General features: G+C 53.2%; 12 protein-coding genes. 8 read left to right on the top strand and 4 right to left on the bottom strand.

The annotated features are described in order from the left end of the window. Positions 1–98 precede the first annotated feature (98 nt). Both OHL19_RS08815 and OHL19_RS08810 read left to right on the top strand, forming a co-directional pair. Positions 99–1,622: a PAS domain S-box protein gene (locus OHL19_RS08815; RefSeq protein ID WP_263357279.1), complete on the top strand. Its 1,524-nt coding sequence runs from the start codon at positions 99–101 to the stop codon at positions 1,620–1,622. A gap of 26 nt (positions 1,623–1,648) precedes the next feature. Next, positions 1,649–2,116 carry a response regulator gene (locus tag OHL19_RS08810; RefSeq protein WP_263357278.1) on the top strand — a complete coding sequence of 156 codons (468 nt, stop codon included), beginning with the start codon at positions 1,649–1,651 and terminating at the stop codon, positions 2,114–2,116. A 130-nt stretch (positions 2,117–2,246) separates the two neighbouring features. On the opposite strand, the gene OHL19_RS08805 is transcribed toward OHL19_RS08810, so the two are convergent. Both OHL19_RS08805 and OHL19_RS08800 read right to left on the bottom strand, forming a co-directional pair. After that, positions 2,247–3,074: a hypothetical protein gene (locus OHL19_RS08805; RefSeq protein WP_263357276.1), complete on the bottom strand. Its 828-nt coding sequence runs from the start codon at positions 3,072–3,074 to the stop codon at positions 2,247–2,249. A gap of 66 nt (positions 3,075–3,140) precedes the next feature. Next, complete coding sequence (locus tag OHL19_RS08800; RefSeq protein WP_263357275.1) at positions 3,141–5,225, bottom strand: catalase; 2,085 nt, start codon at positions 5,223–5,225, stop codon at positions 3,141–3,143. A 275-nt stretch (positions 5,226–5,500) separates the two neighbouring features. On the opposite strand from OHL19_RS08800, the gene OHL19_RS08795 reads away from it, so the two are divergent. From OHL19_RS08795 to OHL19_RS23045, 6 genes are all read left to right on the top strand, one after another. Further along, positions 5,501–6,511: an SDR family oxidoreductase gene (locus OHL19_RS08795; protein WP_263357274.1), complete on the top strand. Its 1,011-nt coding sequence runs from the start codon at positions 5,501–5,503 to the stop codon at positions 6,509–6,511. A 426-nt stretch (positions 6,512–6,937) separates the two neighbouring features. Beyond that, positions 6,938–8,119, top strand: a complete 1,182-nt coding sequence (locus OHL19_RS08790) for an FAD-dependent oxidoreductase (RefSeq protein WP_263357273.1) — start codon at positions 6,938–6,940, stop codon at positions 8,117–8,119. 353 nt (positions 8,120–8,472) lie between these two features. After that, positions 8,473–9,369 carry an SDR family oxidoreductase gene (locus OHL19_RS08785; protein WP_263357271.1) on the top strand — a complete coding sequence of 299 codons (897 nt, stop codon included), beginning with the start codon at positions 8,473–8,475 and terminating at the stop codon, positions 9,367–9,369. Positions 9,370–9,918: 549 nt separating this feature from the next. Then, on the top strand, positions 9,919–10,467 hold the full coding sequence (locus tag OHL19_RS08780) for an inorganic diphosphatase (protein WP_263357270.1): 549 nt from the start codon (positions 9,919–9,921) through the stop codon (positions 10,465–10,467). Next, positions 10,467–10,844, top strand: coding sequence for a DUF3147 family protein (locus OHL19_RS08775; RefSeq protein WP_263357637.1), 378 nt, complete (start codon positions 10,467–10,469; stop codon positions 10,842–10,844). Before OHL19_RS08780 ends, OHL19_RS08775 begins: the two co-directional genes overlap by 1 nt. Next, positions 10,841–11,278: a DUF3147 family protein gene (locus OHL19_RS23045; protein WP_396126698.1), complete on the top strand. Its 438-nt coding sequence runs from the start codon at positions 10,841–10,843 to the stop codon at positions 11,276–11,278. Before OHL19_RS08775 ends, OHL19_RS23045 begins: the two co-directional genes overlap by 4 nt. A gap of 119 nt (positions 11,279–11,397) precedes the next feature. On the opposite strand, the gene OHL19_RS08770 is transcribed toward OHL19_RS23045, so the two are convergent. Both OHL19_RS08770 and OHL19_RS08765 read right to left on the bottom strand, forming a co-directional pair. Beyond that, positions 11,398–13,587, bottom strand: coding sequence for a TolC family protein (locus OHL19_RS08770; protein ID WP_263357269.1), 2,190 nt, complete (start codon positions 13,585–13,587; stop codon positions 11,398–11,400). Then, entirely contained in the window at positions 13,584–15,308 is a 1,725-nt protein-coding gene (locus tag OHL19_RS08765; RefSeq protein WP_263357268.1) for an efflux RND transporter periplasmic adaptor subunit, read from the bottom strand. The genes OHL19_RS08770 and OHL19_RS08765 overlap by 4 nt, the downstream gene beginning before the upstream one ends. Between the last annotated feature and the right edge of the window lie 6 nt (positions 15,309–15,314).

Here is a 15,314-nt window from a genome sequence, read left to right as displayed (position 1 = left end):
TGTGTATCCGACAAAACTCCTTCCGGAAAGCCTGCATCTAAAATCCTAGCGTGGTTTTTGCCCTGTCTTTTCGCAGAACTTCTTTGGAGTCAATTGCATTGCAACTCGGACCCGACACTTTTCCTTCCGACCAGCCCAACGATGGCAGCAATATAGCTGCAGATACGCGTCTGCACTTTGCCGCCTTAGTGAACTCTTCACCAGACCCCATCATCACTAAAGACCTAACGGGAAAGATCCTTAGTTGGAATAAGGCCGCAGCCCAAGTATTCGGCTATCAAGAGGAAGAGATCCTGGGACAATCGATGCTCCGGCTTATTCCCCTGGAGTTTCATGGCCAAGAAAACGAGCTACTGCGAAAGCTAAAAGAGGATGAACCGATCTCTCCTTACGAAACTAACTGGCTCAAGAAGGATGGTGGAAACATACCTGTTTCGGTAACCGTCTACCCGGTTAGGAACATCGATGGCCGCGTGATTGGAGCTTCCAAAGTTGCGTGTGATCTCTCCAATCGCGCGCAAAACGATGAGAGCCGTTTCAGGCTTGCAGCTATCGTCGATTCCGCAGACGACGCCATTGTCAGCAAAGACCTCAATGGGATTGTTACGAGTTGGAATGAAGGTGCCCGCAAGATGTTTGGTTATACCTCGGAAGAGATGGTCGGGCAGCCCCTGCTGCGGATTATTCCGGAGGACCTGTATTACGAAGAATACGAAATCCTGCGAAAACTGAGAATTGGGGAACGTATCGATCATTACGAGACCACACGCAGAAGGAATACGGGAGAGAGCGTCGAGGTTTCAGTAACAATCTCTCCTATAAGAAATGGTACGGGCAAGGTAATAGGCGCTTCAAAGATCGCTCGCGACATTTCGGATCGGAAGCGAATTGAGCGCTTATTGATCCAATCGGAAAAACTTGCGGCCACCGGGCGAATGGCCGCCACGATCGCTCACGAGATCAATAATCCACTTGAAGCGGTAATGAACCTGATCTTTCTGGCGCGCCTGCACAGCATGGCGGACGGAAAGGTCAATCAATATCTACTCACGGCGGAAGAGGAACTTGATCGAGTCTCCCATATCGCTCGACAAACCCTCGGTTACTACAAGGACACGGGTTCTCCCTCCGAGGTTCATCTCCACGATCTCATCCAGAACGTACTTGGGGTATACAGCTCGCGACTTCTGTCGACCGAAATTTCGGTAGATACACAATTCGATGATCTGCAAAAAATCGCCGTCAGCAAAGGTGAGATTCTTCAGGTCTTCTCCAATATCGTTGCGAACGCCCTCGATTCGATGCGCCAGGGGGGAGTGCTCCAGATTTCCATCCGTAAACTGACTGGCCCTACCGGGGACGGAATTCAAGTTGTCGTTCGCGACACTGGAACGGGAATCAAGCCTGAACACCTGGGGAAGATCTTCGAGCCGTTCTTCACAACCAAGGGTGACCTCGGAACGGGGATCGGATTGTGGGTGGCAAGGCAGCTGATCGAAAGACGCGGCGGTCAGATTTCAGTTGCCAGCAGCACAGGGAAAGAGAACGGCGTGGGCACGACTATCACCGTCTTCATACCCTTCGCCCTACCTGCGTCGCCTCTTGCGGGGGACCGACAGTGAGACAATCGCACCTACAAGGGCATGTGATGTTTGAAATGCCATCTGGTTATATCCTGGCCGGTGATGAATTCTTTCGGAATCAGATGGGATCTTTAACCGATGCGAAGGGCTCAGAGGAACTACATCGAAGCCGACCGACAGTGCTGGTCGTCGATGATGAACGTCGGATCGCCGACACGCTGAAGGAAATCCTTGAAATGAATGGTTTCCATGTCGTTGCCGCTTACGATGGCTGGGATGCGCTTGAAACGGTTGCACACTTTCAGCCAGATTATGTGCTCTCGGATGTCCTGATGCCGCGAATGAACGGGGTCGAACTTGCTATTTCTCTCCGCAAAATGTTTCCGACCACACGAATATTGTTGTTCTCAGGGCAAGCTGGGATTTCAGAGATTCTGATGGACGGTTACAGGCAAGGCTTCGAGTTCGAATTGATCGCGAAGCCTATTCACCCACTCAAGCTAATTGAGCACCTCAAAAATCAGCAATCTTAGCCAGGCTTTCAATGGCTAAATAGCGCAATCAAGATGACGATGGGAATTGGCACGCCAAGTAGAAGAAGCAAGATCGAACGCATTTAGAACTCCTTGATATATCGGGCTGAATGTTTTGGAACGACTCTGACTAGAGGGTTGTAATTACGTGATCCCTCTGACGACCGCCAAGAGTAGCGGCGAAACTCGCGGAGAATGCGCCGATGAGCAATGCAATGAACGCCCAAAGTAGAGTGTGAGCGATCGCCTTCCGCGCCTTTTCCGAAGTTTGCTGAGCATCGGTCAAAGTTGCGATGACGCGCTTATCCGCGTCTGATGCGCTGAGTCCGGTGTCTCTACTCACGAGCTGATCTAAGTAACTCTGGTCATTTGCGGGCATACTTCCGAGTTTCAATGCGTTCGCGAAAATCACGCTGACTTCACCTCGTTTGGATGCTGTCAACGCGTCATCTTTCCCCGTGTCACCCCGGAATAAAGCGTCAACAAAGTAAGCATTTGGGCCTTCCGAGACATTTGGCCTGGGAACGGGACCAGAAGATAACGAAGCCCCTGTCAGCGACGTTGCCGCAGCACCAAGGAAAGCCGCGGTGACAACGAGTGCGACTGACCAAGCAATAAAGCCGTGAACCGTATCCCGGAAATAAACCTCATCCGAATGCACGGTTGACCACTTTGTACGCAATCGGCCAGCGAGGTAACCGCCCATCGCTGAACTTGCGAGTTCGGCAAAGATCAGCCAGAGGATCGTAGCTGTGCCGATGGTCGATGAGGAAACTCCCTCGTTCGACCAAAGCGACACAGAGGACAGGCCAAGACCAGAGCCTAGCGCCAACAGGATGAGCGCCAGCGATGCGATGGCGAAGGCTCCTGCGAATACCGCTGACCAGGAGACTCCCGAGGCATGAGCCTCCTGATGAGCGTGTGTTGTAGAAAACGTTGTTTCCGCAAAATTGTCCATCAATCTTCCCACTTTCTAAATCTTGGTTTTGAGTCGTTGCGAACACTTGTAGTTCTGCTTTGAACCCTAGAAGATGGTGCGGACACTCGGCTCACGTTTCCAGATTCGACCCTTGGCTGCCGTCTTCAGGAAAGCGGCGGCAGAGATCCCAGTAAGCACGCCATCATCAACGACCACACCTGCGGCATCCAGAAGTGGCTGTGAGGCTGCCGTGCCTCCAATGACCTTGAGATGAGCGAACGCGTCATGAACCCAGGCTACAGCCGCCACTTCCGAACAGAGTTGTTGAGTTCCCTCATCGGACAGGGCCACGTAAACGGTGTCGAAGAGCACGGATGGACCACCAGCGAGTTGGAAATCGGCTTCAAAGAGGGTGCCGTCTTCCGCAATCGCCCCTCCTACTTTCGGCGCGACGATCTTGAAGTTCGCCCCGGCCTTCTCAGTGGCTGCCTTCAGAGACTTGATTAGCGCGCCGTCCGAACCATCGGCAATGAGGCAACCGACCGTGCGACCTTCCAGCGTAGCTTTGGCTTTTGCAAGAATGCTGAGAGCCAATGAAGGGGAAAGTCCATCGCGAACCTTGACCTTGGTCGGGGCTGCCTTGATTGCCCCTTGAAGGCCGAGACCGGCAGCAATGCGTTTTGCGATCGCGGGATCGACGTTCGCCAACTGCCCGACCATCCGCTCACGAACCGCAAGGGTTTCGACCTTGCTCAACTCGAAAATGAACGCAGAGATGATGTGATTCTGCTCGGTTTCTGTTTGCGAATAGAAGAATTGATTCGCCTGAGAGAAGTGATCGGCAAATGACTCCGCGCGTATCCTTAGCTTCGCTTCGCCAACCGGCTCCTCGAACGTACGGAATCCTTCGCCTGGAGACTGGCGCGGCGTATTCGACTCCAGAGAACTTGGCGAATAAGAAACGCGACCTGCTTGTGCTTGCGTCTGCATATGTCCATCGCGTTGCATGTTTGCGAACGGGCATTTTGGCGCATTGATTGGAATTTGTTGATAGTTCGGGCCGCCGAGACGCGACAGCTGCGTATCGACGTAGGAGAGTAGCCTCCCCTGAAGCAACGGATCGTTGCTGAAGTCAATCCCAGGGACAACATTGCTGACTCGGTATGCTACCTGCTCGGTCTCGGCAAAGTAGTTTTCGACGTTGCGGTTCAAGACCATGCGACCGATAACCTTCAGAGGCAAAATCTCCTCCGGAATCAATTTGGTGGCATCGAGAACGTCAAACTCATATTTTTGCGCAAATTCCTGATCGAAGAGCTGCACTGCGAGTTCCCATTCGGGGAAGCTTCCATCAGCGATGGCGTTCCAGAGGTCACGGCGATGGAAGTCAGGATCAGCCCCTGAAATCTTGACGGCTTCGTCCCAACAAACCGACTGCATCCCAAGCTTTGGACGCCAGTGAAACTTGGCGAAAGTTGAGTTACCCGAAGCGTTTACGAGACGGAATGTATGAACTCCGAAACCTTCCATCATTCTGAGGGAACGCGGTATGGCTCGGTCAGACATGATCCACATCAGCATATGAGTGCTTTCCGGCATGAGCGAAACGAAGTCCCAGAAAGTATCATGAGCAGACTGCGCCTGCGGGAAACCGCGATCCGGCTCCTGCTTGACCGAGTGAATCAGGTCAGTGAACTTGATTGCATCCTGGATAAAGAAGACGGGGATGTTATTCCCCACAAGATCCCAGTTGCCCTCCGGGGTGTAGAACTTCACCGCGAAGCCTCGCACATCGCGAGCGAGATCGCTTGAACCCATATTGCCTGCAACGGTCGAAAAACGCGTAAAAACAGGAACCTTTTCGCCGATCCGGTTGAGTACACCGGCCTTCGACACACCTACCAAGGAGTGTGTGAGTTCGAAGAATCCATGCGCGCCGAATCCGCGGGCATGCACGATTCGCTCTGGGATTCTCTCGTGGTCAAAATGTTGAGTCTTCTCCAGCAGGAATTGATCTTCCAGCAATGAAGGACCACGCGGTCCGGCTTTGAGAGAATTTTCGTCGTCAGAGACGATCGTGCCTGTTTGATTGGTCATAGACGGATGAGTTCCACCGGCTACCTGGTGAAGCTCACCCCCAGTCTCGGAGAGTAGCTCTTTTGCAGTAGTTTTGGGAGTCGTTTTCTTCATTGGACCTCTCTTCATCGGAGTCGAAGTAGTACGCTCGGCAAGATCGGCGGACGGGATGAGATGGGACCGTCTGCTGCGATGGATATACCGGGGCAGCTTGCACTCGTAATTAAATTGGATGCTTAAAGTTCGATGTACAGCATTTGTAGAAATTCCACAGAGTCAATCTGAATGACTAAGTGGCAGGCAACAGCAGAGGCCTGTTTTGTGCATCTGAACCTTCAACAGCGGCCGTGCGCTTCTGTTATACGAGACCCTCACAGGAGCCTGACTGCATGTCTTCGGATAAAAATGCGTTTTCGCGTCGCGACCTCGTCGGCCATTTAGGAGCTGGTATCGCCGGCGCAGCAGTAACTGCCGCCGTTCCGGCCATCGCTCAAACTCAGCGTGAAGGCAATTCCAGCGCACCCTTCGTTGACCCAACGACAAAATATCCGAAACCTCCCTATGACACGACGCAGCAACCCTGGCCGGGTTTGGCTAGCAAAATGATTCCACCACCCGATCATGGAGAAACCAGCTACAAAGGGTCAGGCCGACTGGAAGGCCGTAAAGCACTTATTACCGGCGGCGACTCTGGCATGGGTCGCGCAGCCGCTATAGCCTATGCTCGCGAAGGCGCGGACGTTGCTATCGTCTACTATCCGTCGGAAGAACCCGATGCGCAGGAGGTCGTCACGCTCGTAAAGAAGGCCGGACGGAAGTGTGTCACGATTCCGGGCGATCTACGGGACGAGTCCTTCTGTACCTCACTCGTACAGAAAACGATCAGTGGTCTTGGCGGCCTCGATATCCTGGTATCCAATGCTGCGCGCCAGACGCAGTCAAAAATGATCACCGACATCTCATCCGATCTCTTCGACACCATCATGAAAACTAATCTCTACGCACCCTACTGGATCATCAAGGCGGCTGTGCCTCATTTGCCACCAGGATCCGCCATCATCGCGACCACGTCCGAGCAGGCCTACGACCCTATCCCGGAGCTATATGCCTATGCGCAGACTAAGGCTGCGACGATGAACTTTGTGAAGTCCCTTGCGAAGATGCTTGGACCAAAAGGTGTCCGCGTAAATGGCGTCGCTCCAGGCCCCATCTACACGCCTCTGCAAGTCTCCGGCGGAGCTACAGTGGAACACTTCAAGAACTTTGGTGCCGACTATCCGCTGGGTCGGGCGGGCCAGCCCTGTGAGCTAGCTTCCATTTACGTTCAACTCGCAGCCAATGATGCCAGCTACACTACCGGAAACATCTATGGAGCAGGTGGGGGCATGGGACAGCCATAAAGACGTAGAATCTGGCCGCGCGCCTTTCTCAGAAAGATCGAATGGATCACCCGTAATACGGGGAGCGATGCGCGTGCGGATAGCGCGCTTAGAAAGCGGAGAAATTAGAACGCAGTCATCCACGAGTTGGAAAAGCGTGCGAGGATACTTCAGGTCATTTGCCCACGGCGTTTTGAATATCGGGGCAGTACCGAGACGTCGTGTGTTTGCTTATCGCCAGCGATCCCTAATCTCACTCGGCGTGATAACAGACCACCGCACTCACCGAAGTGCTATGCGATATGCGTTACTTACTAAGAGCGCGTTTATAGGGACTAACGGACCGGCACAACGATGCAAGAACCCGGAGACATGGCGATCGCTGCGCCTTGTGTGGTGGAAGTATAGTTTTGTGGATGGGAGTATTAACGGTTGGGAAGGGTGTGCATGAGTGCTGTTGAAGGAAAGAAGATCGCGATTGTCGGCGGAGGACCAGGTGGGCTGACGCTGGCCCGGCTGCTGCAGCAAGGCGGTGCGCAGGTCTCAGTGTATGAGCGTGACCAGAGCCGCAGGGCGCGCGTCCAGGGCAGCGCATTGGACCTCCATGAAGACTCTGGACTGGCCGCGCTGCAAGCTGCCGGCTTGATCGATGCTTTCTGGGTCAACCATCGGCCAGACCTCGATAGTCTTCGCCTTACCGATGCTTATGGAACTATTCTTCACGATCATCCTCGCCGGATGTCCGGTGCCGGGAAGCGGCCTGAGATCGAGCGCGGACCGTTGCGCGATCTTCTGCTCGATTCGCTTCAGCCCGGCACTGTGGAATGGGATTGCAAACTCGACTCGGCAGAGATGCAGGGCGAGCAAGTGCTGTTACGTTTTGCGGGCGGAAAGACGGCACTGGCAGACATCGCCATTGGCAGCGACGGTGCGAACTCTCGCTTGCGCGAGTTGGTCACTACCATCCGGCCGGAGTATGTCGGGGTGTCGCTCGTAGAGGGGTTGGTTCCTGCGGCAAAGCAGACCATACCGGAGTTGTGGGATCTCCTCGGTGGGTCAGCGCTAATCGCTCTCGGATACGAAAGAACAATCGGTATGGGAACCAAGCCTGACGGCAGTGTGCTGATTTACGCAGGATTGAAGACGCATGACGACACCGCGAGGCAGAGCCTCGAAGAGGCAAGCAGCCCGGACCAGCGAGTGGCATGGTTCCACACCAACTTTGAAGGGTGGAGTGAGCTGTGGGAACCGCTCTTCAGGGAGGCCGTGTCGATGGTCTGGCGCCCGCTACTTGTTTGCCCTTCGAATCAGCATTGGGAACCGAAGCCCAACGTTACGTTGGTCGGCGATGCAGCGCATGTGATGCCACCGTATGCCGGCGAAGGTGTAAACATGGCAATGCTCGACGCCCTGGTACTGTCGAAGTTCCTCCTCGGCGAAAAGACGTCATCTGGCGCGATTGCGATGTATGAGGAAGAGATGTTTGCGCGGATGCGTCACATGACGGCAGACACAATGGCAAACACAGAGATGTTCTATGCGCCGGATGCCTCCAATCGTGTTGTGGCTTTGTTTCGCAGCTTCGGTGGAGCTGAGGCGGCTCCGCCAAATGAGTTCTCGTCATTGTGATTTGCCTTACTTACGTGGAGGAATGACGAACCTCTCCGCAAAGGATGACGCTGAGGTGGCGATGTACAGCACCTAGCCCACGCGAACCATCTGTGTCCGGAAACCATTTCTTGTCTGTTTCTCATGGATCCAGTCAAATGAGTGGGCTGGATCCTCTGAGGTCGGTCTGAAATTTCGGACGAGACCAAGAGGGGTTTGTTCAATCGAACATCAAAGCATAGGAGAAGTATTGAATCAGTCCTAACGGCTTGTGTACGCCGACATTTGCACCTTCAATCCAACCCTATTGGATGCGTTGCATCTGATCTCTTGCGTGATAAGTACGTTACATCAAGCAAAAATGAGGTGCGCAAATGTCAACTGATCTCATCTCCATGCAGGATCCGCGGTCGCAATATCCGGGTCCGCCCTCCAGTATTGAAATTCAATCCGATCCCGGTATCGAAACCCGGATGAGCGAAAAGCCCGATTGCGGCGAACTTTCCTACAAGGGTTCGGGCCGTCTCGCCAGCCGCAAAGCACTCCTTACGGGAGCAGACTCCGGCATTGGTCGCGCAGCCGCAATCGCGTTTGCGCGAGAGGGTGCGGATGTCGCCATCTGCTACCTGCCGGAAGAGCAAGAGGATGCCGAGGAGGTCGCGAAGTATATTCGTGATGCCGGTCGCAAAGCGGTATTACTGCCGGGCGATGTTTCTCAAGAGAATTTCTGCGAACAGTTGGTGGCAGATGCCGTCGACCGGCTCGGTGGACTCGACATTCTGGTCAACAACGCTGGCAAGATGGGGAAAACTGGCGGTCTACTCGACACAACAACCGAACGTTTCGACTCACTAATGAAAACGAACATCTACTCGATGTTCTGGATCACCAAAGCTGCAGTACCCCACCTCAAGCCGGGCTCATCCATTATCAACACCACGAGTATTCAAGGCTTCGAGCCTTCCGGCTATATTTTTGACTATGCCATTACCAAGGCAGCCATAGCTAATTTCACCAAGGGATTAAAAGAGGCTCTGATGGAAGAGCATGGAATTCGGATCAATGCAATTGCGCCTGGCCCAATTTGGACGCCCCTACAGGAAGCAGATGGAGACAAGAAAAAGTTGAAGAAGCTCGGCGAAAATACTCCCTACAAGCGTCCGGGGCAACCGGTTGAACTGGCACCGGTCTATGTACTTCTCGCCTCACAAGAGGGTAGCTATATAACCGGGGAGATCTATGGAGTTACAGGTGGCTTGGGAATTATCTAGAACGTCTTTGCTGGAGATGAACCAATCTTTCTAACCCGGCTTTTGGCAACCTAACACGGCTTTTGGCAACATCGTTCTCTTTGAGGCGCCGACGATCAGGTTCCTCAAGGAGAACGGAATTAGCAACTTTGAATGTTGATCTCTTCTGTTCGCCACACACCTTTCGGGTTCCCCCCGTCGAGCATTCAAATACTTCCTGCTCCATTTGCGCATTTTCTGGGATCGTCCATATTTCTTTGCGATTGAATGTTGTTGGCAGCGGAGTGGTTGACCTACAAATCAGTTGCTTATTCCGCCTCTAGATGTGTCATGAAAAGCGCGGACAACTTGAGCTTTCTATCTCTTCCAGCACCTGAAGAGGATGTCCATCCAAGAGAGTTTGACCGTTCGAGTCGAGTGGTTTCAGTCGGAATGACGATACGACTAACGGACCATCTACGAAAGCTCTCGCGCAATCGCTCGCAGACGACTTGAAGTCTCAATCTCCTTGCACGGCGAGTTTAATACCCGCAGTATCGCGTCAAATTAATCTCCTGTTAACATAAGCGGATGACAAAGACGCGCTCAAAATCTCTCGCAGATCCGACTAAGTTGAAACCGGTTGATCGTAAGGATGGAATGCTGCAAGTCATCGTGGAAACTCCGAAAGGCAGCCGTAACAAATATGCGTTCGATCCCGAACAGAAGATCTTCGCCTTAAAGAAGGTGCTTCCGGCGGGTATGGCTTTTCCCTGGGACTTTGGTTTTTTGCCAAAGACATTAGCCCCAGATGGCGACCCTATCGACGTGCTGCTGCTTCTCGACGAACCCGTCTTTCCGGGTTGCTCGGTTCGAGCCCGGCTAATCGGGATCATTGAGGGAGAACAGCTTGATGGCAAGAAGAAAATCCGGAATGATCGCATCGTCGCTGTTGCCGAGACGACTCACATGTACACCAACATCCGTAAGCTCAAAGATCTTCCAAGTCAATTTCTGAAGGAACTTCAGGACTTCTTCGTCAACTATCACGGACTGGAGGGCAAGAAATACAGCCTGCTTGGCTGCAAAGGACAAACCGTCGCGAGCGAGTTGATTAAAAAGGCTCAGAAGGCGAAGTGATGATTGCTCTGGCGGATGGGGAGATGAGCGAAATGCTGATACGCTTCCTGGTCGGCGGCAGTGTCGTGACATCCTTTGCGCTTATCAGCGAGGTGCTGCGGCCCAAAAGCTTCGCGGGGCTATTCGGAGCTGCTCCTTCCATCGCACTTGCCACCATTGGTTTAACAATCGCCAAGATGGGTGTTCAGTATGCGGCAATCGAGGCTCGCTCAATGATTTTTGGGGCCATTGCATTCCTTGTGTATGCTTCCCTATCCAGCTTTCTCTTGCTCCGATTCAAACCACACTCTCTGACCGTAACGGTCGCTCTTTTACCTGTCTGGTTGGGTGCAGCGTTTGGCATCTATTTCTTTTCTATCGGCACCGTGATTCGATGATCAACACAAGGTTTTCTGCTCTGAAAGACATAAAACCGCATGAATACGCACTCCGCTTTATGTTTGGAGGTCTGTGTACGGTTTGCGCTGGGCTCATTGCTCAGCGATACGGACCGTGTATAGGGGGGCTATTTCTTGCTTTCCCCGCGATTTTCCCGGCAGGTGCGAGCTTGCTAGAAAAGCATGAAAGAGAAAAAAAACGTAAAGCTGGGTTCGATGGAACAAAACGGGGTCGTATGGCCGCAGGCGTCGACGCTGCCGGAACGGCAATTGGCTGCGTGGGCCTGATTGGATTTGCCGTGACCATCCGATTGGGGCTGCCACGGTATGATCCTGCACTCGCGATAGCGACCGCCGTTGTTGTTTGGCTGGTACTCTCTGTCATGCTGTGGCTTCTGCTGAAAAGTCGAATGTTTCGGAGAATTCGAGGCTAAGCCCAGCAGACGTGGCTGACCACTATCAGATTTGCCTAAATGGCGACTACGTGCCTGCGGCCTACTATCGTTCGTAGTTCCCGTTGCTCGGACTAATACGAACGCGAATTAGCAGACGTTCAATGCGCAGCGTTCCTGAGGGCCTCGTCGAACGTGATTCCGCTCTTCTGCAGGAGATCGCCAAGAGCGCGATCGAGTGATAAGCGGGCTTTCATCCAATTTGACCGGGCAGCCACCTCAGTGGAGCGAGCCTGAGCTAAATAAGCCTGGTCCTGAATAATCATGTAGTTGGTGCTCTCACCTACTGAAAATTTATCGATCTCAGCTTGCAGAAGTTGCTGTTGATAGTTAACGCTCTCGACTGCGGCGGCATAAGTCTGCTGCGCGCTTTCGAGAGCCGTTGCTGAATTCTCGATTTGCTGCCGGATATCGTTTGCGAGCTTTTCCGTTCGCCCTTGCGCCTGCTTGAGTTGGATAGCATCGCGCGCGGCATCCGCCTGCGCGATTCGGTTTCGTAAAGGCAGTGTAACTTGTACTCCTGCCTGATAAATGGTCGATAGTTTCAGACCGCCTTGTGTCAATTCAGCGGGTAAAGTCGCTGCCCCCGTCCCGGCTGACCCAAGCACCTCGGGTGGTACGAGCGTTGAACCGCGAGTTTGTACATTGGCATACGCGTTCACGAGAGGCTTTACGGCGTTGCGAGAACCTTTTAGGTAGTCCTCGTCCGCCTCGACTTGTAATGTAGCTTGAGCAAGATCGGGACGGTTTGACAGCGCATCTTCTATCGCGGATGACACATTCACGGCTTGCAATTGATCAGGAACCACGATGCGATCAATAGGGACGATAGTCGAGAAGGAAGCGCTCGTATCACCAAGCTTTCTCTGCATCTGTTCTTTCAGGATGACCTCTTGTTGACGGTACTCTCCCTCTGCCTGAATCACATCAAGCCTGCTGGATGAAAGAAGGGCGCGAGCCCGAGTCAGCTCGATCGGAGCCAATGTTCCCTCATTTACTTGATTCTGATCGTCGTCAAAGAGCTTCTGCGCAGCAGCTAGAGATTCCTCTTTTACGCCAAAATTTTCACCGAGAGATACCAGGTCGTAATAGAGGCGAGAAATGCCATAGACAGTCTCCAGCAACTGCTGCTCAAACAGGAGATTCGATACCTTTTTGTTGATCTTCGCGATGTGGATGAAGCGGAGATTGATGCCAGTACCGGCCCCTCTCAGCAATGGCTGGCTGAAAGTGGCTGAACTACTCGGCACGTGAAATGGATCAAGCTGCGATGAGTTCGCATAGAGAACCTGAGACGCGTTATCAACGTAGATCTCGAGCTGCCCGCCAGTAGAGAAGCCCTTTTGGAGGTCAACACCCATTGAAATAAAATCAGCCGGGGGCGTTGAGGTGGAAAAACCGCTGCTCGAATCCGTGGACGAAGCGCTCTCCAGAGAGGTCGTATCGGACCTGCGGAAATAGCCTGCTTCCGCAAAAAGCGTCGGATCAAAGATCGGCACAGCCGGTCCAGAGGAAAAATTTGATGTGCCATTCTCCGCAAGAGACTGTTGCATGGAACTGCCGGTTTGCGTGACTTGCGAGAGATCTGTAACCGTCGCATTGGTGGACGAACCGATTCCGCTTGTAGCTGTAATAGTTAGCGGACTTGTCGCGGTTCCCACACCGGGTGCAGTCTGTTGAATGCCGAAATCAATCCCGCGCAGATTTCCGCCACCTTGGGCGCGGAGCAAATCGTAGTCTGCCGACAGAACATTGTAGCGTTCGATCTCCACATCCAGATTGTTGGCTATCGCCAGCGCGATCGCGTCATGAAGCGACAAGTACAGTTTCCCGTCCCGTACAAACGAATCGAGACGAGCTTGCGAACTCTCATTGAATCCTGAAACACGCGCCACGTGATACGGAGCAATGAAATTGAAGACGTTTGTATCAAAGGCAGAAACTCCGAGGTGTTGCGGACGCACGCTTGAATTGCCTACAGCTTTGATGAAACCGGATGCAGCGGGCTGTTCCGACGGCTGAGCTGCGAGAGGTCGGATGGAGCGAAGATCTATGCTTGTTTTATCCGGTTGCGGCAACGGGGCATCTGGTGAGACATTGGGTCGTCGCTCAGCAGGAACACTCTGCTGGCCCGGGGCGTCGGATGCTGCGGGCGTTGGAGGATTGGGCACCGTAAAAGGCGGAGGCTGTGGACTTGTTTGCTGGGCCGCCGAAGGCGTCGTGTGCGCGGACGCACCACCGGCTATACAGATCAAGCCTATCGCAATGGTTCGCTCAAAGGAACGGGTCATTTGGAAGCATCCTTCTTGTCGCTACCTTTTTGCTTGCCACCTGACTTCTGCTGATCTCCGCCTTTCTTCTGGCCTGGCTTTCCCGTCTGATTCGTGCTTTCAGATTTAGAGTTCACCACGGACTGATCTCCATATTGCGAAGGGCCGAAATCAGGCGTTCCATTCGAGTCATCTTCAGAACCAGACGCCTGCTTCGCAACCTCTTCATTTGGACGGCTACGGACTTTGATTCCAGGTTGGACACTATCCGTAACCGTGGAGACCACCCAATCGCCTTCGTGCAATCCACTGAGAATCTCAATCGCAGGACCGTAGTCTCGACCGATCTCGACGGGTACAAGACTCACTTTGTTATCACGTACGACGGCGACAGTAGTTCGGTCGTTGCGGACAACTACGGCGTCCCCTGGAATTGTGATGGGAGGTATACCTCGGACCTGAACGAAAGTGACAATGCTGTAGATGCCGGGGTAAAGGCTGCCAGTCTTGTTGTTGATATCGACTTCCACAAGCATAGTTCTGGAATTCTGATCGATGGCGTTCGCGGTTCGAGTCACCAACGCTGGGATGGGCTTGCCCACTCGTTCCTGCGTGTATACCTGAGCATGCATTCCCTGATGAATGCTATTGGCATAGCTCTCGGGAACTGACACCAGAATTCGTAGCGTGTTGAATTGTGCTAGAGCAAACAGAGCGCCGCCCTGGGCCAGACCCGTGGATGGCGATCCTAACTGGTTGGGCGTACCCGAACTACCACTGGTATTACCTGAGCCCACATTGGCTGAACCCGAACTTGGAGTGTCCGGTGAAACCATCGGCGGACCAGATGCAGCGCCTGCACTTCCAACCAGAGCTCCTATATCGGTATTGCGCTGGGTAATAACGCCGTCAAATGGAGCGGTGACGCGTTCATAGCTCTGCAATGCAATGACCCTGTTGAGATTTGCTCGAAAGCTTTCAACGTTACGATCTGCCGAGGCCACGAGAGCGCGCTGCGTTTCATACTGTGCTTCACGCTGATCCCCATCCTGACGCGAGAACACACCTTTCGCCACCAATACACGCCATCGATCCCAGGTAACCTTGTTCAAGGCCAACTGAGCCTGCTGTTGCGATAATTGCGCCTCTGCCTGATTCAACTGCTGGTGAGCTTGCTCCACCTGTTGATCAAGATCAGGGGCATCGATGAGGGCTAGCAATTGACCTTTTTTCACATGGTCGCCGATATCGACGTATCGCTTTTTCAGATAGCCATTAGCGCGAGCATAGACATAGGCCTCGACAAGAGCAGCGGTGGTTCCAGGAACCGTTAGCTCGCCTGTCTTATGAGACCGCTTAACCTGAACAACCTCCACTTCCGGTTCTTCTGTTTCTCGCTTCTTCGCGGCTTCGGCAGCCTTTTTCTCTTCATTGTGCCTGGGCAGAAAACCCACCAAAAAGATGATCAGCAACACCAGGAGTCCGCCGCCAATCCACAGAGCCGCCTTTCGCTTATCAAGAGGCTTCTTTTTGTGCCCAGTGGCCTTTTTACTAGCGTGAACCGATTCGTGATCAGGCTCCTTTTCGCGCTTTGCCCGTTCATGACGTTGATGCGCCGCCTGCCGAGCATGCGATTCTTCCCGCTCCCACTCTGCGCGAGTCATCCGTCGATCTGGGTCTTCCTGAAATTGCCTCAGTCGCTCATCTTCAGGATAAGTTTTTTCTTTACGCTCTTCGCTCATGGATTT

This window comes from Acidicapsa ligni (assembly GCF_025685655.1).
In the GTDB taxonomy this organism is placed as follows: Bacteria; Acidobacteriota; Terriglobia; order Terriglobales; family Acidobacteriaceae; genus Acidicapsa; species Acidicapsa ligni.
Note: the sequence above shows the minus strand (reverse complement) of the source record. Positions and strands in the feature narration are given on the sequence as shown.